Origin of the sequence: Hymenobacter coccineus, assembly GCF_001816125.1 — a bacterium.
Classification (GTDB): Bacteria; Bacteroidota; Bacteroidia; order Cytophagales; family Hymenobacteraceae; genus Hymenobacter; species Hymenobacter coccineus.
In genome coordinates this window covers 1-21047 of sequence record NZ_MDZA01000443.1, presented here as the reverse complement: position 1 = coordinate 21047, position 21047 = coordinate 1, and the positions used below count along the sequence as shown (strand labels likewise).

At 59.0% G+C, this 21047-nt stretch carries 19 protein-coding genes; 15 read left to right on the top strand and 4 right to left on the bottom strand.

Annotated features, from left to right (window positions below; translation table 11 throughout):
• Window positions 1-99: 99 nt before the first annotated feature.
• Both BEN49_RS28500 and BEN49_RS23405 read right to left on the bottom strand, forming a co-directional pair.
• Window positions 100-237, bottom strand: a complete 138-nt coding sequence (locus BEN49_RS28500) for a hypothetical protein (protein ID WP_158023060.1) — start codon at window positions 235-237, stop codon at window positions 100-102.
• A complete protein-coding gene (locus BEN49_RS23405; protein ID WP_070747143.1) occupies window positions 234-536 on the bottom strand; it encodes a transposase in 303 nt (100 codons plus the stop codon). The genes BEN49_RS28500 and BEN49_RS23405 overlap by 4 nt, the downstream gene beginning before the upstream one ends.
• A gap of 290 nt (window positions 537-826) precedes the next feature.
• On the opposite strand from BEN49_RS23405, the gene BEN49_RS23400 reads away from it, so the two are divergent.
• The 15 genes from BEN49_RS23400 (at window position 827) to BEN49_RS23335 (ending at window position 16398) form a co-directional block, all read left to right on the top strand.
• Window positions 827-1801, top strand: coding sequence for a site-specific integrase (locus tag BEN49_RS23400; RefSeq protein WP_239692076.1), 975 nt, complete (start codon window positions 827-829; stop codon window positions 1799-1801).
• A 75-nt stretch (window positions 1802-1876) separates the two neighbouring features.
• Window positions 1877-3769 (top strand): hypothetical protein, encoded by a 1893-nt coding sequence (locus BEN49_RS23395; protein ID WP_070747140.1) that lies wholly within the window; start codon window positions 1877-1879, stop codon window positions 3767-3769.
• 778 nt (window positions 3770-4547) lie between these two features.
• On the top strand, window positions 4548-5759 hold the full coding sequence (locus tag BEN49_RS23390; protein ID WP_158023059.1) for an ImmA/IrrE family metallo-endopeptidase: 1212 nt from the start codon (window positions 4548-4550) through the stop codon (window positions 5757-5759).
• A 6-nt stretch (window positions 5760-5765) separates the two neighbouring features.
• Window positions 5766-6299 carry a hypothetical protein gene (locus tag BEN49_RS23385; RefSeq protein ID WP_070747136.1) on the top strand — a complete coding sequence of 178 codons (534 nt, stop codon included), beginning with the start codon at window positions 5766-5768 and terminating at the stop codon, window positions 6297-6299.
• A gap of 252 nt (window positions 6300-6551) precedes the next feature.
• Window positions 6552-6941 carry a hypothetical protein gene (locus BEN49_RS27325; RefSeq protein ID WP_125917172.1) on the top strand — a complete coding sequence of 130 codons (390 nt, stop codon included), beginning with the start codon at window positions 6552-6554 and terminating at the stop codon, window positions 6939-6941.
• Entirely contained in the window at window positions 6938-7996 is a 1059-nt protein-coding gene (locus BEN49_RS23375) for a type II toxin-antitoxin system antitoxin SocA domain-containing protein (RefSeq protein ID WP_070747132.1), read from the top strand. Before BEN49_RS27325 ends, BEN49_RS23375 begins: the two co-directional genes overlap by 4 nt.
• A 280-nt stretch (window positions 7997-8276) precedes the next feature.
• Window positions 8277-8498, top strand: a complete 222-nt coding sequence (locus BEN49_RS23370) for a DUF2188 domain-containing protein (RefSeq protein WP_070747130.1) — start codon at window positions 8277-8279, stop codon at window positions 8496-8498.
• Window positions 8499-8680: 182 nt separating this feature from the next.
• Complete coding sequence (locus BEN49_RS26150) at window positions 8681-9385, top strand: DUF2604 domain-containing protein (protein WP_083326411.1); 705 nt, start codon at window positions 8681-8683, stop codon at window positions 9383-9385.
• Window positions 9379-10068, top strand: a complete 690-nt coding sequence (locus BEN49_RS23360) for a putative metal-binding protein (RefSeq protein WP_083326410.1) — start codon at window positions 9379-9381, stop codon at window positions 10066-10068. The genes BEN49_RS26150 and BEN49_RS23360 overlap by 7 nt, the downstream gene beginning before the upstream one ends.
• Window positions 10065-10604: a Mov34/MPN/PAD-1 family protein gene (locus BEN49_RS23355; RefSeq protein ID WP_083326409.1), complete on the top strand. Its 540-nt coding sequence runs from the start codon at window positions 10065-10067 to the stop codon at window positions 10602-10604. The genes BEN49_RS23360 and BEN49_RS23355 overlap by 4 nt, the downstream gene beginning before the upstream one ends.
• A complete protein-coding gene (locus BEN49_RS23350) occupies window positions 10595-12109 on the top strand; it encodes an E2 ligase fold family C protein (RefSeq protein WP_070747126.1) in 1515 nt (504 codons plus the stop codon). Before BEN49_RS23355 ends, BEN49_RS23350 begins: the two co-directional genes overlap by 10 nt.
• A gap of 260 nt (window positions 12110-12369) precedes the next feature.
• Window positions 12370-12849, top strand: a complete 480-nt coding sequence (locus BEN49_RS23345; RefSeq protein ID WP_239692075.1) for a toll/interleukin-1 receptor domain-containing protein — start codon at window positions 12370-12372, stop codon at window positions 12847-12849.
• A gap of 165 nt (window positions 12850-13014) precedes the next feature.
• Complete coding sequence (locus tag BEN49_RS29940; protein WP_239692074.1) at window positions 13015-13422, top strand: DUF1016 N-terminal domain-containing protein; 408 nt, start codon at window positions 13015-13017, stop codon at window positions 13420-13422.
• Window positions 13423-14016, top strand: coding sequence for a PDDEXK nuclease domain-containing protein (locus BEN49_RS29935; protein WP_239692073.1), 594 nt, complete (start codon window positions 13423-13425; stop codon window positions 14014-14016). It begins immediately after the preceding gene.
• A 309-nt stretch (window positions 14017-14325) separates the two neighbouring features.
• A complete protein-coding gene (locus tag BEN49_RS23335) occupies window positions 14326-16398 on the top strand; it encodes a HelD family protein (RefSeq protein WP_070747122.1) in 2073 nt (690 codons plus the stop codon).
• A gap of 167 nt (window positions 16399-16565) precedes the next feature.
• On the opposite strand, the gene BEN49_RS23330 is transcribed toward BEN49_RS23335, so the two are convergent.
• Window positions 16566-19184, bottom strand: a complete 2619-nt coding sequence (locus tag BEN49_RS23330) for an alpha-L-rhamnosidase (protein ID WP_239692072.1) — start codon at window positions 19182-19184, stop codon at window positions 16566-16568.
• A gap of 227 nt (window positions 19185-19411) precedes the next feature.
• Window positions 19412-21047: family 78 glycoside hydrolase catalytic domain (locus tag BEN49_RS23325; RefSeq protein WP_158023058.1), on the bottom strand; the 1636-nt coding region annotated here is incomplete at its 5' end.

The following is a 21047-nucleotide window of genomic DNA, read 5'->3' as shown; positions in this document are numbered from 1 at the left end:
GCGGCCCACCGCGTGGCCCTGGGCTTGCACTTCGGCCCGCAGTCGACGCGTGCCATCGCGCTGGCTGTGGTAGGCAAAGGACTCGCGCACCGCTACTTGCTAGGCCGGCTCGGCCCGGGGCTGCTGCCGGTGGCGCTGCCAGGCGTAATACGCGGCCGGGGCCACGTGCAGCACGTAGCAAAGCTGGCGCACGGGCACCTGGGCCTGGCGCTGGGCAATGTGCTGATAAGTGCTCACCGGGTCGGCTGGCCGAAGATGACCAAGGCTTTTTTTAAAATATCGAGCTCCTGCTCGGCCCGTTTCAAACGGGCGCGTAGCGCGCGCACTTCCGGGTCGCGGGCAACCTCTTCGCTGCCCACCTCGGCTACGAACTGGGCTTGCTGCCAGCGGTAAAGCAGCTTGGGGCTAATGCCCAGCTGCCGTGCGGCAGCCTGCGTGCTGCGGCGCTCGCCAGCCAGGCGCAGGGCCTCGGCCTTAAACGCTTCGTCGTATTTACGCCGTTTGTCGGGCGACGACCCGCTGGTTTTGGTTGCCATAACAGAAGAAATATACGTCCTGCTTCTGTCCATCTTTCCTAGACCACCTCATAGCCCGCGACTCAGAAGCGTGCACCTTGCGCGCTCGCGTGAAGCGGATCGAGCAGGAGCTTGACATTTTCCACGCAAGACCTTACATCACATAGCTGTCTTCCTGATAAAACTTAGGTACCATAATGGTTAGTTATCGGACCTAAGTTTTGCCTACCTTTGAGCCGTACTTGCGAGCCTCAAATGCTGCAAGTGCCCCAAAGCAGATGGCTCCAACTGGAAAAAAGAACCTGCCAGCCGTGACTGGCGACCTGCCAGCCCTGGCGCTAGCCAACGACCTGGCCGGCCAGGTCGCGCCAAACGTTGGGCGCTACTTAACCCTTGGCCTCGAAGGTGCGGAGAACACGCGCTTAGCTTACTCGACCGACTTGCGGAGCTACGAAGCTTTTTGTGCCGAACATGAGTTCACGCCCTGGCCGGCCGCGGTGGCCACGCTCGCCAGCTACGTCGCCCACTTGGCCGACATCCCGCGCAAGCTGGCCACCATCAACCGGCACCTGGCCGCCATCGAGAAAAACCACCAGCTGCTCGGGTTGCCCTCGGCCATCAGTGCGCCGGCGCTGGATGTGCTGCGCAAGGGCGTGGCGCGCGTGGTGGGCAAAAAGCAGAAGCAGGCCCCGGCTTTTTCGGTGGCTCATCTAAAAAAATGCATTGCCGAGCTTGACTTGACTAGGCCCGAGGGTGTACGCGCGCGCGCACTCCTTTTATTAGGCTTCACCGGGGCCTTCCGCCGCTCCGAGCTAGTTGGTCTGAATCTGGAGCACATCGAACTGACCGATGCGGCCCTGATTCTGGGTTTGCCCAAAAGCAAGACCAACCAGGCGGGAGAATTGGAGCAAAAAGCGGTTTTTTATGCTTCTAACCCGCTTTTCTGCCCCATTCGGGCCTATAAGGCGTGGGTAGAATTGCTGGGCGGGCGCACTGAAGGACCAGTATTCGTATCGCTGGCGCGGGGCAAGACTGGCGAAGCAGGCACGCCCTCGCGCCGACGGCTATCCGACCGCCGTGTGAACTTGCTTGTAAAGGAGCATTTAGGGGCGAAGTATTCGGCTCACTCTATGCGCGCGTCTTTTATTACCACGGCCAAGCTCAATGGGCAGTCCAACGAGTTCATCAAGAACCAAACTAAGCAGAAAACTGATGCCATGATCAGCCGCTACTCACGGCTTGACGATATCATTGCCTACAATGCGGCCCACTCACTTGGTTTGTAAGTTGGAAAGCTCCTAGGCTACATCTAAAGCTTCTTGCCATATTACCCTCACTTCGCATACCGTTACATTTTATATATGGACTACCGAGGAATTGCAAGAAGAGCAGACTTTGATTTTCGGGCTGAATACCCCGAGCTTGTCACCGAAATCCTTCAATTACCCCTAGGGCGATATGCAATTGTCTGCACCCCCTCACCGCCTGATTTCACCACTTATCTGGACTACTTTAACCGTAGTATTATACCACTCGGTAGTCACGCTGGTGTAGAACTGACCGATAAACGCCCAACCGATTTTGTAGAGGTAGTAGCTGGTATTCAGGATTACGAGGTTGCCCGCAACTTTGAGGGCATCACCTTCACTGCGGAGGACTTATTGAACCTATTGCTAGCGAAGTTCCAACATGTTCGCTTCTTTAAAATCGAGCCTAGTTTAGATGCCGTCACGATTGTTACGGCCACCTATTCCGAGGAAATCGGCGATACCATCTACCACCGCTTTCTGAACGAGCAGGATAAGCTTCGGGTCGAGGCTTTTTTAGAAAGACTAAAGTCCGGGATGACATTCGCTTTTCGTGAAGAGGCTGTGAGCGGCCCCGAGGCCCTGATTCTCCAATCTACCAGCAACCCTGTTCAAACCATCTATGCGGCCAACTACCAGCGTCCGCGGGCTACTCCTTTCGCCTTGCGGGATGAGAGCATTTGGTATGATAACCTAGACCGGATTTTTGATGGCTCCTTTAAAAAGGAAGACCTGTTTTTCTTCAGCCCGAATGAGTACGCTTGCTACGTAGACTTCAGCAGTTTTGGGAACATTGATATCCGAAACCACCTGTTTCTGTTTCAAGTCGTTTACCTCACGTTGCCCATTGAACAAGCTGCTGGTCAGTGGCTGGCGCACCATCGACTGCGCAAACACGAGTTTCTTTCCTTGGTAGCTCGCGGACGCATTAAGCTAGTTCTCACCCAACCGGAGTACCGCTACGACATGGCCTTTATTCAGGAGGTCTATGAAGCCAACCCCGAAGCCGTTATCAGCCGCCGGGCTTTGGCAGCGCTGTTGCAGATTGACTTAGTTACGACCGCAGATAACTACATCTTAAACGACCCCCAACTCCTACCACAGCTTCGGGAGCTGTGTCAAATTGGACAAGAGGTCATGGGTGTAGATGCGAACTACTTGTACGAATCGCTAATCTGGCCCATAAAAGCACGGCGTCGCTCGTTTGCGCCTTTAGAAAGAGCAGGCATCTTCTCAACTGGTGCCTTTGGTGTAAACGACTTTCTCCAGCCTCACATTAGCAAGCTTGTCGAGAAAGACCTCGATTTCGAATTTATGACTTCTGCATCGGCTATCCACCTTGCCAATGCATTAAACGCAACATACTTTCCTTTCAAAGGAAAAGACGGCTACAGCGACGCCTACTATGCTACCGTCATGGGAGAATCACTGAACTTTTACAAAAGCGCCACACCGGAAGGAATCAAAGATTATGCGGCCAGTGATGCTAAAGTAAGGTCCGGTATTCCCTCCATTAGCCCTATCGACGTTATCGAGTTAAGCAACGTCGCTTCCATTGCCGAGCTTGAGGAAGCATTTGACCCAGCTGCCAGTAAACAATTGATGGAAACCTTGGCAGCCTTGCCAGCCGACAAGCGAACCCAAAGAATCGAGTTTTACAACCAGCAGGTTGAGGCCATGCGCAGTCGCTCCAATGCGAAAGGAGAAATTATTGACTTGGGGGTAAATGCAGTGATGGACGGCATTGGATTGGCCACGGGTGCCCAATTCCTTGGCGTGGCTTTTTCACTGTTAAAAGCGGGTGGCGAAAGGCTAGCCCCTAAGTTGCCAGGAGTTAACAAAATCACCGCGAAGATAGAAGAGGCCCTCCATGGCAACGGCGACAGCGCTAATATTCACTATTTGAACAAGATAAGCCGAGTAGCCCGCATCAAGCACCCGTTTTAGCCCGGAGGGTTCTATACCGTACTCGACGCGGTTGGCCATGGACATAAAAAACCCGCTGGCGAATTACCAGCGGGGTATCAGGGCTCGATGCGGACCTTACTTAGTCAGTTCGGCAATCAGCTGCACCACCGAGATGATGGTAGGCAGGTTCTGCAACACGGCCCGAAGTAGTTTCTTGGCCCGTTTCGCGGTTAATTTTTTGCTCATGGATTGACATTCCTCTTTGCATAGCTAGGTTATTTATGAGTCACCTGTTCTACCCGGAACCCAGCAACGCCCCTTGACCAATCCCGATGGGCACCCATGCCGATTGCATGAGCGGGGCGTTCAGAAATAAATACTCGCTTTTGATGCACTAGCCAGAATTGCCGCTGAAAAACCGTTTAACTTCTGCGCTATTTCGCGCAAAGTCTGACGAGTTGGCTTTGAATTCAGGTCAATAACATCGTCTTGGTGCCGGTTGAAAAGCTACAGTGCAAAGACCGTGGTGCGAAGTATCGCTCCTGAACCATTACTATATAATAGGGCTTTTGCTCCAGCTTCATCATTACTTAGGAAGTTAGCACATGACCAAATCTGCACTTTATGAAATTCTAACCCGTATGCACTACACTTTTTGTCGTTGATAGAGTGAGTATTGGGTTTAATCATGTTCATCAACTGAAATAGTCGCTCCGGTTAGTTGTACAATTTTGTACAGCTCACTACCTTTGCCAAAAGAATTGGCATCCCTATGAGCGACAACTTTGCAAATGGCCCTGACCTCCCATCCGATTTGATGGACGAGGTACTAAAGCTGCTGGCGTCGTCCGATGCCCCTTCTTTAGCTAGTCTTATTGAACACCGGCGTGAGGAGCTCGGCCTGTCGACAAAGGCGGCCAGTGAGATTCTCAGCATGACCCGCACCTCATATGAGCGGCTGATAACCGGCGCCCTGCAGAAGCTGGATGTGCTGACGGCCCTGAAGCTGGCGCATTTCCTCGACGTGAGCATTGAGCAGGTGATGAAGCTGGTGGCCGCTTCGGTTATGCCGGCGGAAGACTACAAGACCGTGGAGCGCGTGAAGGAGGCTTCCTTCATCGTGCGAAACTTCGACGTGGCACGCCTGCGCAAGCTGGGCTTCATTGAGTCGCTGGATTATGGGCATATCCGGGACCGGATAAAGCACTACTTCGGCCTGAACTCTTTGTATGAGTACGGCACCGAAATGGCCGCTGTGCTCTACCACAAGGCCAACACGCGGGTGGAGGATAAGATGAAGGCCTTCTGGATTATGTCAGCTGTGCAGCAGTTCCAGCGGGTGCAGAACCCGAACCCATTTGATATGCAGCAGGTGGAAAAGCTGGTGACGCAGATTCGGCGCTACACCCGTCAGGAGCACGGCGGGATGCTTACCGTGATGCGGGCGTTGTACGCGGCGGGCGTGACGGTGATTATGCAAAAAGCTCTGCCAAGCACGGCCGTGCAGGGCGGCACGTTCATCATCAACAAAAAGCCCTGCATTGTCATCACCGACCACTTCAAGAGCTATCCCCGACTCTGGTTTACGCTGCTGCACGAGTTGGGCCACGTCCTGTTTCACCTCGACAAGCTGGCGGTTATCAAGTACCACCTGACGGAAGGGGTAGAAGACCTGTTTTTGCTGGAAGAGCAGGCCAATCAGTTTGCCGACGAGCTGCTGCTGCCGCGGCTGAAGTACGAGTATATCAAAAACTACATTAACGTTGAGACGTTCGTGAACAGCTACGCGGCGCAGAACAACGTGCACCCCTCCATCATCTACTACCGCTATGCCATGGAGCTAAGCGAGAAGCAGGACAAGACGGGGTGGCAGTTTTACAGCCGGTTCATGCCCAAATCGGACGTGTGCACTGCCGGCCTGAGCCGCGCGCCCTGGCTAACGCTCGATACGTCGCTGGCGGCCGAAGGCGACGCCGTGCGCACCATTCTGGCCCCTACTTCTCAAAATACCCCGCAACCTGTTGCCTAGCCACTTATGAAAGACAATTACGACCTCCCGAACGAAGACGAGTTCGACGAAAACCAGCCCCACGATTCCGAGAAGCAGGAAAGCGACGCGCAGGAGCTGGACTTTCTGGCCCGGCTCAAGCGCTTGTCCGATGACGCGCAGGAGGAGGCGGAGGGCCGGCAGGGGGCTTTTGCTTTCTCGCCAGAGGAAGAGGCGCAGGACGAGCCGTTCGGGGCCGAGTTTGCTGGCGACCAGCACAACCAGAAGGAATCCTACGACCTGAACTACGCCATTCGCCGCCTGCTGATGCAGGGGCTGCCGCGCGGCGAGGAAAACAAGGACCTGCGCCAAATGGTGTACGACGAGAAAAACCTGCTGCTGCGCGACGGCGTGGACCGCCCCGCGGGCGGCGGCACCATTGGTGCCGACAGCCGGCAGGCCAAGCCCTCGCTGGCGCGGGCGGCCTACGTGAAAACGCAGGCCTGGGCCGACCGGGGCGGCAGTGCCTACGACATCTTCTTGGAATACTACGACCTCAACAAGCAAATGCGCTTCCGCTAGCCGGTACCGCATCGTAGGCCAGTATGTGGAGCCAGGAGGAATTTAAAACGGCGGTGCCGCTGGCAGTACACTTTGGCTCAAAAAGCCGGCAACGCCTTCCGCTACTTTATGGTGTACGAGCCTCGCGTGGTGGACGGGGCATACAAATTGGACGACTTCTTGAACATTTTACGGGAAATATAGGATCTAAGCCCTTCCGTTCATTTTCGATAGTTCAACTTTAAAGTTGAATTTCGGCAGACTTTACTACCTTTGAAGAACTTTACCGCAACAGATGCCGTTACAAGTGCAGGCATCTTTCTGACCGAGTTCAAAGCCCGGCTGGTAACGCCGCTGGTATTTTTCTGTACTGCCCCCGTTTGTAAAGGATTAAAAGCCCTGTGTAAATTGGGTTTCACCAACCATAACCTTACCGAGCACCTGCTCGCCCTCGAACCCACCGACTTTGTGCAAGGTCCTACACCCGTCACCGATGATATGCCGCCCCTCTGGGTGTTTGGGCGTAACATCTACACGTCGGAACTGCGCGTCGAAGTATCCCTGGGCCCCATTCACCACCCGTATGCCTGCATCGCTTACAGCGTATCAGAACGCCCTATGACGTATCCCCTGCGCCAGCTTGCTCCCAAACGCAACCCATGATACCCCAGCAAATAGACAGCCCCACGGGCCCGGCATTGCTGCGGACTGAAACCGCTACGGAAATTTTCCGCAAAGAACCGTTTACCTACACCAAGCACTTCTACGAATGCCAAAAAACGCATAAGCAGTACCACACGGCCGAAGTTGAGAACCTGAACATCACACAGATTTACAACCAATACCGCGCGGAGCACCGCATCCTTTTTCCGGAGCAGATACGGCACCTGCGCCAGCAATATGACCTGAGCGCCAGCAAAATGTCGCGGCTGATGGACTTCGGGGCCAACCAGTACCGGCAATACGAGGACGGAGAAATCCCCAGCACCTCGAACGCCGCGCACCTGCGCTTGGCCCGCGACCCGCGCATCTTCTGCCAACTGATACAGGACAAGCAGGATGAGTTGAAGCCCAACGAATACGAGCGCCTCATCAAACGGACCGAGGAGCTAAAGCGAGAGCAGAAGGCCACCACCGGTTTCATCATCTCCAAGCTGCTGCAGCGCAACCTCTGGAACCAGGATGAGATACCCTCGGCCCTGACTGGCTTCGCGGTACCCCGCTTCGACAAGTTTGCGCAAATGGTGCTCTACTTCTACAACCACCTGGACCACGTGTTCACAGTGCGCCTGATGAAACTGCTGTTCTACGCTGATTTTCTGCATTTCAGCCGCACTGGCTGCTCCATCTCCGGCAACAAGTACAAGGCCATCACCTACGGCCCCGTACCGCAAGAGTACCAGATGCAGCTGGGAATGCTGATTGACGAAGGCTACCTCAGCCAGGACCTTGACCACACCAAACGACGCTCCGACACCAACGAGCCCGTAGTTGTGTACGAGCCTCTCAAGAAGCGTGAAAAAGAATTACTAACCGATGCCGAGTGGGAAACGCTTGATGCAGTTGCCACTTACCTGGGCCGGCTCAAAACCAACGACTTGATTGACCTGAGCCACCAAGAAGAAGCGTGGAAGAAGAACGAAGCCGACCGCAACCTGATTGACTACCAAAAATACGCCTTTCACCTATGTGCGGCGACTAAAATCCCTCACCACTAAGTTTATACCGATAATGTAGGAGTGTCAGTAAAAACCAAAAAGCAGCCGCCACTAGGTGACGGCCGCTTAGGAACTGAGAAGCGAGCATGTAACGAATTGAGCCCCGTACCGTGCCGCGCTCTTCCGAGTGGACCTGGAGTTAGCCACTGGGTCACACTGCTAACAGGAAAAATTCTGTGCGAAAGTAGCTGCTTTTTTATTAGCGGCAAATGAGTGCGTGGTTTTCCGGCTCGGTCGGCCTCACGGTTTGAGGCCACAAGCTTACCCAATTACCACGACCATGGGCAAAAATGTGCACATCGTCTCCCGGCCAAACGGCTGGGCAGTCAAGACGGCCGGCGCCGAGCGCGCGGCCACCATTGTTCCCACCCAGGCTGCCGCGGCAGCCATCGGCCGCCAAATGGCGATTAACCGGGGTAGCGAACTGCTCATTCATGGGCGCAACGGCCAGATTCGGGAGAAAAACAGCTACGGCAACGACCCCGAATCCTCGAAAGGCTAATTCATTTTCTGATTGGACTGCGCCTCGCTACTAGTAGCGAGGCGCACCTCCGCTTGCTGCCTTTTGCCCATTCGGCGAATGGAGAACGGGGCTACTCATGCAGTTTTCGCAGCAGACCAAGATTGAATTATGCCGGCCTGCGCCCGTCACTTTCACACACCTAAAATCAACATTCCAGTAACATGGACAATAGTAACAAAGGCTCGAACAAGGAGCCGGAAATCAAAACCACTACTCCCGCCAACGGTAACTCGGGAAATGCCGCCGGCAACGGCAATTCTGGCAATTCCAACAATTCCGGTAACGGTAACCCAGGTAATGACAATGCCGGCAACGCTGGTGGCAGTGCAAACCCCGGCAATGGAAACGCTGGCGCTGGCAACAATAATGGCAACAGCGACGGGGCGGGCAACGGTAGCGGCAACTCGGGTGAAAATCCGGGTAACGGCAATGGCGGTAACCCTAGTAATGGGGCCAGTACGCCGGGCAACGGTAACGCCGGGTCTGGCAGCTCCGGCAATGGCGGTGCAGGGAACGGCAGTTCGAGTGGTGGCAACTCGGGTGAGAACCCTGGCAACGACAATCCGGGCAGTGAAAATCCCGGTAACGGCAACGGTGGCCAAGGGTCAGGCAATCAGAAAATATCCTTGGTAATTGTGGTGAACAGCGAGCCTGTCACTATCGAGGCCAACCTGAACGCTCCCCTGCAAGTTGTGGCGCTTCATGCGTTGCAAGAAACGGGAAACGTAGGTCGTGACCTCACGGACTGGCGCATGAAAACAGAAGCCGGTGACGTGCTAGATTTCGATCAGAAAGTGGAGCACTTCAGCTTTATGGCTGGTACTGAGCTATTCCTGAGTTTGAAAGCCGGCGAAGGAGGATGCTAAACCAACCCATCCATTCCATTCAGGTCGGGGCACCAGTACCAGCGGTGCCCCGGTCTCAATTCGTCTCGCCAGCCGTTTCCCGGGCAAAATTTGACCAGGAGGTAGTCATTTTTCGCTCACGCGAAGATGCGCAACGGGCTCGTGGGGTTCTGCTTTTAAAAGCCGAGTTTCCTTATGTGCTCATTGCTTTCGCGGCTCCACGAGTCAGACCAATGCCGCTGGCCTTTGCTGTTCGGATTGATTTCACCAATTACGATGTGGAGCCCCCGTCCATTCAGTTTGTGGACCCTTTATCAGGAACGCCTTTGCGGGCGGAGGAGCTCACAGCAAGCTTTGTAAGACAACTGAGCCCCGGCACTCCTGCTGGCCCAAATGGTGAACCCGCCATTCAACCTGAAAACCAAGGCTTGTTGGTACACTACGGGCCGGAAGACTACCCCTTCCTCTGCCTACCCGGGGTCTACGAATATCACAAGCACGCCGCCCATACCGGTAATGACTGGCTGCTGCATCGAGGGCTGGGAGAAGGCCGATTAGGCTTCCTAATTGACAACCTCCACAAGTATGGGGTGCAGGGTATGGCCGGGCTGGTTCCGCAGGTGCACATAGCCCAGAACGGCATTCAGGGCTTTACATTCAACTTCGGGCAAGTCATGCTCGCCTACGACCACCATCCCGCATGAGCACGACCGGATTACTAACCATTACGTCCTTTCATCTTCCCGCAAGCCATGCCGAGAAAGCATTGGCGCATATGCGGGCAGCGGGCAAAAAAGGACTGGAAGGTGTAGCCTTGTGGGCCGGGGTAATAGACGGGACAGCCTTTCATGTGCAGGAAACCATTATTCCAGAACAGGTAGCTAGCCGGACGGAGCAAGGTCTGCTTTATGTAGTAGAGGGCGAGGAGTTGCACCGGATTAACCGGGAGCTATACCGCAGCGGGCTACGCTTGGCCGCCCAGATTCACAGCCACCCCGGTCGGGCCTACCACTCCGACACGGACGATGCCTTCCCCATCGTGGCGGTGCTCGGGGGCATCTCCATCGTTGTTCCCAACTTCGCCAAGGGTCCGCTCGATGTAAACGCTTGGGCTGTGTATCGCCTGCTACCGGACTGGGGGTGGACTGAGTTGCGGCCCAAGGAGAAGCGCGAGTTTCTGCATCTCATCAACGACAAACCGCCTGCTCCGGCCCGACGCTGGTATCAACTATGGAAGTAGCCAACTTTTTCAATAAATCCGCCCTTGCCGCGTCGCATGTGCTCCAGGGTTTCGACCCGGCCCTGTTCGTGGCCCGGTTAGCGGCTACTCCAGTGGCCTTGGCTTTTGACAAGCACGCCACATCCTCTCCGGAAGGACAAGCCACGCTGGATTTAGCGGCCCGGCTGCTGGCCCGCTTCTACCCGCGCGTGCCGCTCCAACCGCTCGACGAAGAATCCCATGCTTACGCTGTAATTCTAGCAGGGGTAATGCATGGCATTCACCCAGGGATTGACGTAACAGAAGCAGAAGCCGTGGCTCGTTTGATAGTAGGCAGGACTGTGGTCCCACCTACCGGCGCTGCTTGCTTTTACATAGGGTCAGATGGGTGGGTGGCGAAATACTCGCCTTTAGGCCCCGTTGGGTCGGGCTCATTGGCTAATCCATTTGGAGCGGGAGCAGCAGCTTGCATTGGGGTGGCCAATATTTTCCGCACTGTGTTTGCCGACCAGCTGCCGGGAAGTATCACCGATGAAGCGTTTACACTATCACTGCTCAGCTACGAAGCCAGCGACGGGGAAGCCCTTACGCCCGATTTGACGGCGCTTGACTTTGAAGAAACCGCGTTGGTGGGATTGGGCGCTATCGGCAACGGCGTGGGCTGGGCACTCAGCTACCTACGCGGAGCAAAGGGCATCCTTCACCTTGTGGACCATGACCCCATTGATTTGTCAAATCTGCAACGGTATGTACTGACCCGCCAAGTAGACGTACAAACCAAAAAAACGCAGCTGCTCTATACTACCCTACAGCACACAGGCCTTACCCCGGTACCTTTCGATGATAAGTGGGAGGTTTTTGCTGCAGCGCGTGGGCCCCGCTCCCTCAGGCGGGCGATCGTGGCCCTTGACACCGGCGCGGCCCGCATTGCGGTGCAAGCCAGCTTGCCACAGCGTATCCTCAACGCCTGGACCCAGACACGTAACCTCGGCGTTTCACGGCACCTCAACTTTGCAGACAGCGCTTGTCTGGCGTGTTTATACTTGCCTACTGGGGAAAAGCCGTCAGAAGATGAGATGATTGCGCAAGTAGTTAAACTGCCGAAGGACTTGGTGCGGCAACTGCTGCATCTGCAAGTGCCGCTCGACCAGAACCTGTTGGCACAAATTGCGCAGGCCACCCAACGGCCGTTGGCTGAACTGCTCCCTTTCTCCGGGCAGACCTTGCGCGTCTTTTACCAGAAGGCCGTTTGCGGCGGATTAATTATGGGGCTGGGGGCCGATTCACCTCTTGCGGAAACTCCCATGGCTTTTCAATCGGCTTTGGCCGGTATCATGCTCGCGGCTGAGCTCGTAGTCGATGTAAGCGGTGGCCGTCAGCAGCCGCTACCTACCCTCACCCGGCTCAACTTATTGCGGCAATTTAGTTGGCGCTTACATGAAAAAGAGCAAAAGCATGACTCTCAACGGTGCATTTGCCAGGATGCTGACTTCCAACGCGCTTACGCGGCCAACTGTTCCTCCTAACAAACCAATGTACTCACCCAAGTGATAAAATAAAGTATATGGCACAGTGTACAGCACCATCAAGAGGACATCGCACAGCGAGTGGAGCAGCGGACTGCCCCGCCTGTGGTGGCCGCTCTCGCGGCTACGGTTCTTCCTACTCATCTCCGTCCTACTCCTCCCCCTCCTACTCGTCGGGGTATAGCTCGGGCAGCCGCAGCAGCGGGGGTGGGTCCGGCAGAAGCCAAAAGGCGAGTTGGTCGCGACCGGGTTCGGTCGTCTTGTACACCCCTACCGAGGTGCGGGCGCTCGCCCCTATCCGCGCAAATATCGAGAATCGCTCGTCCGTACCCGACCTTCGGGACGTTTTTCTTTGCCACGCATGGGACGACCGGCAAGGGGCTGCCAAGGACTTGCATGATTTGCTCGTGTCGCGCGGGGTCACGGTTTGGTTCAGCGAGAAGGACGTCCTTCTCGGGTCGCCCTTGCTCCGCGAAATCGACAAGGGGCTGGCCAAGTCGCGGGTCGGCATCGTGCTGGTGACCCCTGCGCTGCTACGCCGCCTCAAAAACGAGGGCATCGCCGACAAAGAACTTTCGGTACTGCTGGCGCGTGAGTTGCTTGTCCCCGTCGTGCACAACACGACGTACGAAGACCTCCGCGAAGTCAGTCCCTTGCTCGGCTCGCGGACGGGCCTGAACACCGCAGATGATTCGATGCCTGACGTCGCGGCCAGGCTAGCCGACCTGGTCGTCCTCTAGCGCTGTTGCCCGCACAGGTTTGCCACCAAAGGCTGCCGCCAAAGGCCCGCCGTCGCTTGAAGTGGCCAGCGCTACGCCACCGGGCGATCGAAACAGGTACACAGATTTTTCTGCCCTTTTTCACGGGACTTCCCCGCGGCCGTTCCTCCACCAAGCCACTGCCCCATGACCATCAATCCGGAATTACTCACGACCGTGCGGGGCCTCATCACGCAGGCGCGCCAGCAGGCGGTGCGGGCCGTCGATGCCGAGCGGGTCCTCCTCTACTGGCACATCGGGCGGGTGATTCTGGACGAAGAGCAGCACGGGGCCGACCGGGCCACCTACGGCAGCCGCCTCATCAAGGGCCTGGCCGCAGAGTTACAGCCGCAGTTTGGCAGTGGATTTTCGGGGCGCCAGCTGGAACGCTACCGCCAGTTTTACCGCACCTTCCCCATTGCGTCCGCCCTGCGGACGCAATTGAGCTGGACGCACTACAAAACGCTTATCAGCCTTGACAATACGGATAAGCGGGCGTTTTACCTGGCCGAAGCCGCCAAAAACAACTGGTCGGCCCGGCAGTTGGAGCGGTAGGTGAACAGCCAGCTCTTTGAGCGCCTGCTGCTGAGCAACGACGTGGCGGCCGTGCTGGCCGTAGCCCGCCAGGAAAAGTTGCCCACGGAGGCCCGCGCCATCATCAAGGACCCCATGGTGCTGGAGTTTTTGGGCCTGAAGCGGGAAGCCGCCTACTACGAGCGCGACCTGGGAACGGCCCTGATTACGCACTTGCAGGAGTTTCTGCTGGAGCTAGGCAATGGTTTTTCGTTCGTGGCCCGGCAGCAGCGCCTGCACCTGGACGGCGACGACTTCTTCGTGGACCTGGTGTTCTACAACCGGTTGCTGCAGTGCTTCGTGCTGGTCGAAATCAAAACCGATAAGCTCACCCACCAGGACCTGGGCCAGCTCCAGATGTACGTCAACTACTACGACCGCCTGGAAAAGCTGCCCCACGAAAACCCCACCATCGGCATCCTGCTCTGCGCCGACAAGAACGACGCGGTGGTGAAAATCAGTTTGCCGGCCGATAATCAGACCATTGTCGCCAGCAAGTACCAGCTGTATTTGCCCACGGAACAGGCGTTAATCGCGGAGGTGAAGAAAGAGATTGAAAAGTTGGACCAAGCGTAGCCGGCATGCAGTCCTGATGCTGGCGACAGCGCGTCCGGCGGAACCGAGCGAGGGGGCGCTGATGCGCGAATAATACTTCCTTTAAGTGCTCCAACAAGGGTCGGCTGGAAACACCCATAAAAAGTGCTTCTACACGCTGGGAGCGCCCTCGATAAAAGCATCCAGTAAAGGCCCCCCATTTAGCAAAGGCCATTCTCGGCCGTACCAAGCCACTGGGTTGGTAGTGCGCAGTACCGCTTGGGGGCCCCAGTTTCGCTGAACCAGCATTTGCGCTCACCTTTGCGGCCCACTAGCCAAGACCCACCCGGGATGAACGTAACGGAGCAAGCAGAAAGAGCCTACCTGGAGGAGATTAAGGAGCGCCTGACGCTGGCGATTAAGCGCGGCGATGACGCCGTGAAGCAGTTTTCGAACGAGCTCCGGGAGAAAAAACAGTACATCCACGAGCACCAGTCCAGCATGGACGACGCGGACATGGTGGCGGCCGACCAGTCCATTAACCGCATGGCTTTCACGGGCGAGGCCGCCGTGGCCCGCAGGCGGCGACTGCTCAAGCTGGGGCAATCCCCCTACTTTGGCCGCCTGGATTTTACCCCGCAGGGCAAGCCAGAAGCTGCGGTGTACATCGGCATCTATTCCTTTTTGGACGAGCAGCAGCGCCAAAATCTCATCTACGATTGGCGGGCCCCCATCTCGTCCATGTTCTACGATTACGAGCTGGGCGAGGCCGCTTACACCACCCCTTCCGGCACGATTCAGGGCACCATCGGCCGCAAGCGCCAGTACAAGATCCGCGACGGCCGCCTGGAGTTCATACTCGAAAACGACGTGAACATTCACGACGATGTGCTGCAGCGCGAACTGGCCAAGTCCTCCGACGACAAGCTGAAAAACATCGTTGCCACCATTCAGCGGGACCAGAACGCGGTGATTCGCAACGAAACCGCGCCGGTGATGGTCATCCAGGGCGTGGCGGGCTCGGGCAAAACATCGATTGCCTTGCACCGGATTGCGTTCCTGCTCTACCGCTACCGGGAAACCATTGCCGCCAAAGACATCCTGATTATTTCGCCCAACAAAGTCTTCGCGGACTACATCTCGAACGTTTTGCCCGAGCTGGGGGAAGAATACATTCCCGAGCTGGGCATGGAAGAATTGGCCGCCGACTTGCTCGACCGCCAGTACGCGTTCCAAACCTTTTTCGAGCAAGTAGCCGCGCTGCTCGAAAACCCCGACCCCGCCTTCGTCGAACGCATCCGGTTCAAATCATCGGGGGAGTTCTTGCGCCAGCTGAACCAGTACCTGCTGCACGTGGAGAACAACTACTTCACTTACAGCGAGCTGCGGGTTGGCAAAACGGTCGTCCCGCTGCCCGTTATCCTGGCGAAGTTCAAGACCTACCACCGGGTGCCGGTGCTGAAACGCTTCGCGCTGGTGGCCCAGGAGGTGCGCGACTACGTGCGGGGCGCCACCGGCCGGAAGCTGACCGGCCCGGAGAAAGCCACCATCGGCGAGGCCATTCCCCGCATGTTCAAGTTCCACCAGGTGCTGGACCTCTACCAGGATTTTTACCGCTGGCTGGGCCGCCCCGAGCTGTTTCGCTACGACCACCGCCGGAGCCTGGAGTACGCGGACGTCTTCGCCCTGATTTACCTGCGGCTCCGGCTCGAAGGCATCAGCGCCTACGAGCAGGTGAAGCACCTGGTCGTGGACGAGATGCAGGACTACACCCCCATGCAGTATGCGGTGTTGGCCCGCGTGTTTTCTTGCCGCAAAACCATTTTGGGCGACGTGAGCCAAACGGTTAACCCCTATAGCGCCTCCTCCGCCGAAACCATTGAGCGCGTGTTCCCGCAAGCTGAAGTTGTCAAGCTGTTTCGCAGCTACCGCTCGACCCTGGAAATCACGGCCTTCGCGCAGCGCATCACACCCAATCCTGACCTCATTCCCCTGGAAAGGCACGGGCCAGAGCCCCTCGTGGTGCGCTTCGACAACCAGGCCGAGGAGCTGCAAGGCATTCAGCAGCTAGTCGCCACCTTTCAGAGCGACGGCAACCAGTCCCTGGGCATTATCTGTAAAACCCTGCGGCAGGCCACCGAGGTGCACCAGGCGCTGCAAGCGCCCGGCGTGCAGTTGCTCACGGCGGAGTCCACGACTTTTACCGAAGGCGTTATCATCACCACGGCCCACTTGGCCAAAGGGCTCGAATTTGACGAGGTTATTGTCCCCTTTGCCGACGCCCGCACTTACCGGACGGAGGTGGACAGGGGAATGCTCTACATTGCGTGCACCCGGGCCATGCACCGGCTCACCCTGACGCATTCCCGGCCTGTTACGGCTTTCCTAGCGACCCATGCTGGAAACGATGCCCGCGGAGAATAACCAGCAGTTATTTCCGGACTTTTTTGGCAGCGGCGCGGCTAACCCAATTTACTCAGAACCAGAACTGATTTGGGGCCCCACTGGGTAAGCCGGCAGCAAGCAATGCACTGCCTCGGTCTGGCAAGCCAGCCGTTGGGCGATGCGCTATCCCTGACTACCCCTAGGCGCTACTGAATGCTGAAGCGGTAAGTGCCTGCTTCCACGCGGTACGTGCGCTGCGGTCCTACTTTTTGCGCTGAGCGAACGTTGGGCGAGGACGCAGTTAGCGGCTGCCCATCCAAATAAACTTGCTGCGTGGCGGCTACGGGCAGCGTGAGGGTGGCCGTGGTGCTGGGGGGCACCGTGCAGGTGTACTCCACTTTTGGGCCAACTTTTTGCCAGGCCGAGCGAATGACGCCGTAGGGGCCCTGGTGGGACGCCTCGAACTGGTTGAGCCCGGCCACGAAGTGTGGCACCAGCACCACGTTTTTAAAGCCGGGCTGCTGGGGGTCGGGCTGGATGCCGGCCAGTCCTTTGTACAGCCAGGCCCCTATTTCGCCGAACATGATGTGGTTGAGAGAAATGTCGCTTTTGGCGTCTAGGGGCCAGTTTTCGTGCAGGGTTGTGGCGCCGTTCACAATCCACCAGCCCCAGGAGGGAAAGGTTTCCTGGGCGGCCAGGCGGTAGGCCACGTCAGCCTGGCCGTTGTCACTTAGGGCCCCCAGAATGGCCTTGGTGCCGAGCAGGCCCACGTCGAGGTGGAAGTTGTCGGCGGCCACGCGGCTGGCCAGGTTGGCCGCTACTTTCGCCCGGAGCTCGTCGGGCACCACGCCCCAGTACAGCGGCACGCTCAGCTCGGTTTGCACGCCGCTGCCGTAGAGGCCCGTTTGCCGGTTGAGGTACTTGGCGTTGATGGCGGCGCGGATTTTGGCAGCCAGCGCGGCGTAGCGGGCGTGGTCGGCGGGGTGGCCCAGCAGCTGCGCGGCCTGGGCCAGAATGCGGGCGTCGGTGAAGTAATAGACCGAAGAAGTGAGCTCCACTGGCGCCTTCGATTTCACCGGCACCCAGTCGCCCAGGCCCCAGTTGGTCAGGCCGTTGGGGCTTTGCTCGGCAATGTGGTCCACGTAGCGCCGGAGGTTGTCGTAGCAGTCGGCCAGGGGCTTGGTATCGCCGTAAAACAGGTAGAGGTTCCAGGGAATGATGGCGATGGTGCTGGTCCAGTCCGGGCCGTTGCCCCACTCGTAGCCCCAGCCGTCGCTGGGGATGATGGAGGGCAGCACGCCGTTAGGCTGCTGCTCGTCGCGGTGGTCGGCCAGCCATTTTTCGTACACCGTGATGCCGTCGAAGTTGTAGAGGCCGGTTTCGCTGGCGATGTGGGCGTCGCCGGTCCAGCCGTTTTTCTCGCGCTGCGGGCAGTCGGTGGGGTAGCCAAACAGGTTGGACAGGTACGAGTTGTTGGTGGCGCTCCACAGCTTGTCGAGGGTGGGGTTGGCCGAGCGCACCTGGCCCACCGGTGCCACGTCGCTGTGCATGAAGTAGCCGGTGAGGCTGCCCGCCGTGAGGGCCACCGGCCGGCTGCTGGTCACCTCCACGTACTGAAACCCCTTGTAATTAAACCGCGGCATGAACACCTCGTCGGCCTTCCCGCCCAGCGTAAAAATGTCGGTCTGGAACGGGTCGCTCTTATCGGTGGGCCGGTAGTGCACGTCGATGTTCGACTGGTCGACGTGGCCGTTGGGGTACAGCCGCTCGGCGTGCCGCAGGTGCAGCACGGTGCCCGCGGGGCCCTGCGCCCGCAGCTGGCTGACGCCTGCGATGTTGCGGCCCAGGTCGAACACGTAGGTGGTGTCGTTGAGCTTGTTCACGGTTTTGGCCGGCACCGGCTCTACGTTGCGGATCGGGGCCAGGGCTTGGGCCACGATGTGCCTGGACGGCGCGGTGCGGTAGATGGCGGGCTTCCACTTAGCGTCGTCGAAGCCCGGGGCGTCCCAGCCGGGCTGCTCCAGGCGGGCGTCGTAGTGCTCGGCGGTGTAGATGCTGTTGAACACCAGGGGCCCCAGGGCCGTCTTCCAGTCGGTGCCCGAGCGGATGGTTTCCACGGTGCCGTCGGTGTAGGCGAGGCGCAGGTCGAGGCAGAACGCGGGCCGGTTGCGCCAGGGCGCGTTGTGGAAATCCCACACGGCCGTGGACTGGTGGTTGTACCAGCCGTTGCCCAGCAGCACGCCCACCGCGTTGGCCCCGGGCCGCAGGTAGGCCGTCACATCGTGGGTGACGTAGAGCGTGCGCCGGTCGAAGCGGGTGTACACCGGGTCGAGGCGGTGGTTGCCCACCCGGTGGCCGTTGATGGACAGTTCGTAGAGCCCGGCCACGGCCACGTAGGCCCGCGCCGACTTGAGCTGCCGGGGCACCTGGAAGGCCTTGCGGAAGTACGGGGCGGGCCGCAGGTTCTTGTCCTGCGAGTCGCTGATCCAAGCGCCCAGCCAGTTTTGCTGGTTCATCAGGCCCATTTCGAAGCTGGCCACAGCGCTGGTGGCGGCCAGGGGCCCCACCTTGTTCCACACCTTCACGCGCCAGAAGTACTTGGTGTACGGCCGCAGCGCCGGCCCGGCGTAGGCCACCAGCTGCTGGGCCGACGCGGTTTTGGCGGGGGCCCACACCGCGCCATTCCCCCGGCTCACGGCCGCCGAATCGGTGCCCACGGCCAGCTGGTAGGCGGCTTGGCCCGCGCCGCGCCGGCCGTCGGCCAGCCGCCACGCCAGCCGGGGATGGGGCGCGTCGAGGCCGAGCGGGTTGGCAGGTACTCGCACTGCAGCCCCACCGGGGTGCCGGGGGCCTGGGCTCGCGCGGCGAAGCTGCCGAGCAGCAAAACAGCAACGCCGGCGCAGAAGGCCGGCAGCGCCCGGGCCGCGGGCCGCGAAGGGTAGGCAGAAATAGTTGGCACAGAAACACAAAAGGTTAGAAACTGGGGCCCCGGCGACGATTGTCGGGGCCCTAAAAAAGCGGGGACCGGCCCTAACGTCGGCCCCCGCCCCCGTCAGCGCGGGGCCAGGGCGGCCGTGGCCTTGGGGGCCCAAGCCGTGGTGAAGTGGTACTGCCCCGACCCTACTTTCACCGGCAGGTAGCCGTCCTGGGCGGGGCCAGCTTGCAGGCCCTTGCTGCCTTCGAGCCGGCGGTTGCCTTCGCGCACCGAGCCGGGGCTGGTGGTGGGCACGTACACGGTGGCCGTGGCGTTGGGCGGCACGGTCACGTCGAGGGCCAGCTGGTCGCCGCTGGTTTGCCAGTGCGCGCGGGCGGCACCGTACGTGGTTTCGAGCGCGGCCGTGGCCTGCGTGAAGCCGCCCCCCAGCTGGGGCCGCACGGTGAAGGTGTGGTAGCCCGGGGCCCCCACGTTCAGCCCCGCCACCGTGGTGTAGAGCCAATGGCCGATGGCGCCGTAGGCGTAGTGGTTGAAGGACGTCATCGACGGCGGGGCGAAGGTGCTGTCGGGCCGCATCGAGTTCCAGCGCTCCCACACGGTGGTGGCGCCCATCGTCACGGGGTACAGCCACGACGGGTACGTCTTCTGCAACAGCAGCTTGTAAGCCACGTCGGCGTGGCCGAAGCGGCTCAGCACCTGGCACAGGTAGGGCGTGCCGAGGAAGCCGGTGGTGAGGTGGTTGCCGTAGTCGGCCACGTTCAGGGCCAGGCGGTCGGCGGCCTGGGCGCGCAGGTTTTCGGGCAGCATGTCGAAGTGCAGGGCCAGCACGTAGGCCGTTTGGGTGTTCGACATCAGGGCCCCGCCGGACGTCACGTACTCGCGCAGGTAGGCAGCCTTAATGCGCTGGAGCATGGCCGTGTAGGTGGCCACGTCGGCGGGTTTGCCCAGCACGGTGGCCGCGTCAAGCAGGATTTGGGTGGAGTGGGCCCAGAAGCACTGCGCAATCAGGGCGTGGCTGGTCACGGCCGAGCGGCCCGCGTTATCATCGTCGAGGTCGTAGGCCAGCCAGTCGCCGAACTGAAAGCCGGTGTCCCAGAGGTCGTGGCGGCTCCGGTCCTGAATGTATTTTACCCACGCCTTCATGCTCGGGTACTGCACGGCCAGCGTCCGGCGGTCGCCGAAGAGGGCGTACAAATCCCAGGGAATGACGGTGGCCGCGTCGGACCAGCCGGCGGCCCCCACCAGGTCTTTCTCGGTGAACGGCATGCTGGGCACCACAAACGGCACGGCCCCGTCGGGGCCCTGGTCGGCGGCCAGGTCGCGCAGCCACTTGGCAAAGAAGCTGTTGGTGTTGCGGTTGAAGGCCGCCGTGCTGCTGAACACTTCCGCATCGCCGGTCCAGCCCAGTCGCTCGTCGCGCTGGGGCGAGTCGGTGGGCACGTCCAGGAAGTTGCCCTTCTGCCCCCACTGAATGTTGCTCTGCAGCTGGTTGATGAGTGGATCGGAGCAGCTGAACGAGCCCGTGGCGGGCATGTCCGAGTACAGGGCCACGGCCGTGAAATCCTCGGGCTTGGGGGCCCCCGGGTAGGCATCGATGCGCAGGTAGCGGAAGCCGTGGAAGGTGAAGTGCGGCTCCAGGGCCTCGTCCTGGCCGGTGCCGCGCAGGTAGTACGTGTCCTCGGCCGAGGCCGAGCGCAGGTTATCGGTGTAGAAGTTGCCGCGCTTGTCCAGCACCTCCGAGTGCGAAAGCGTC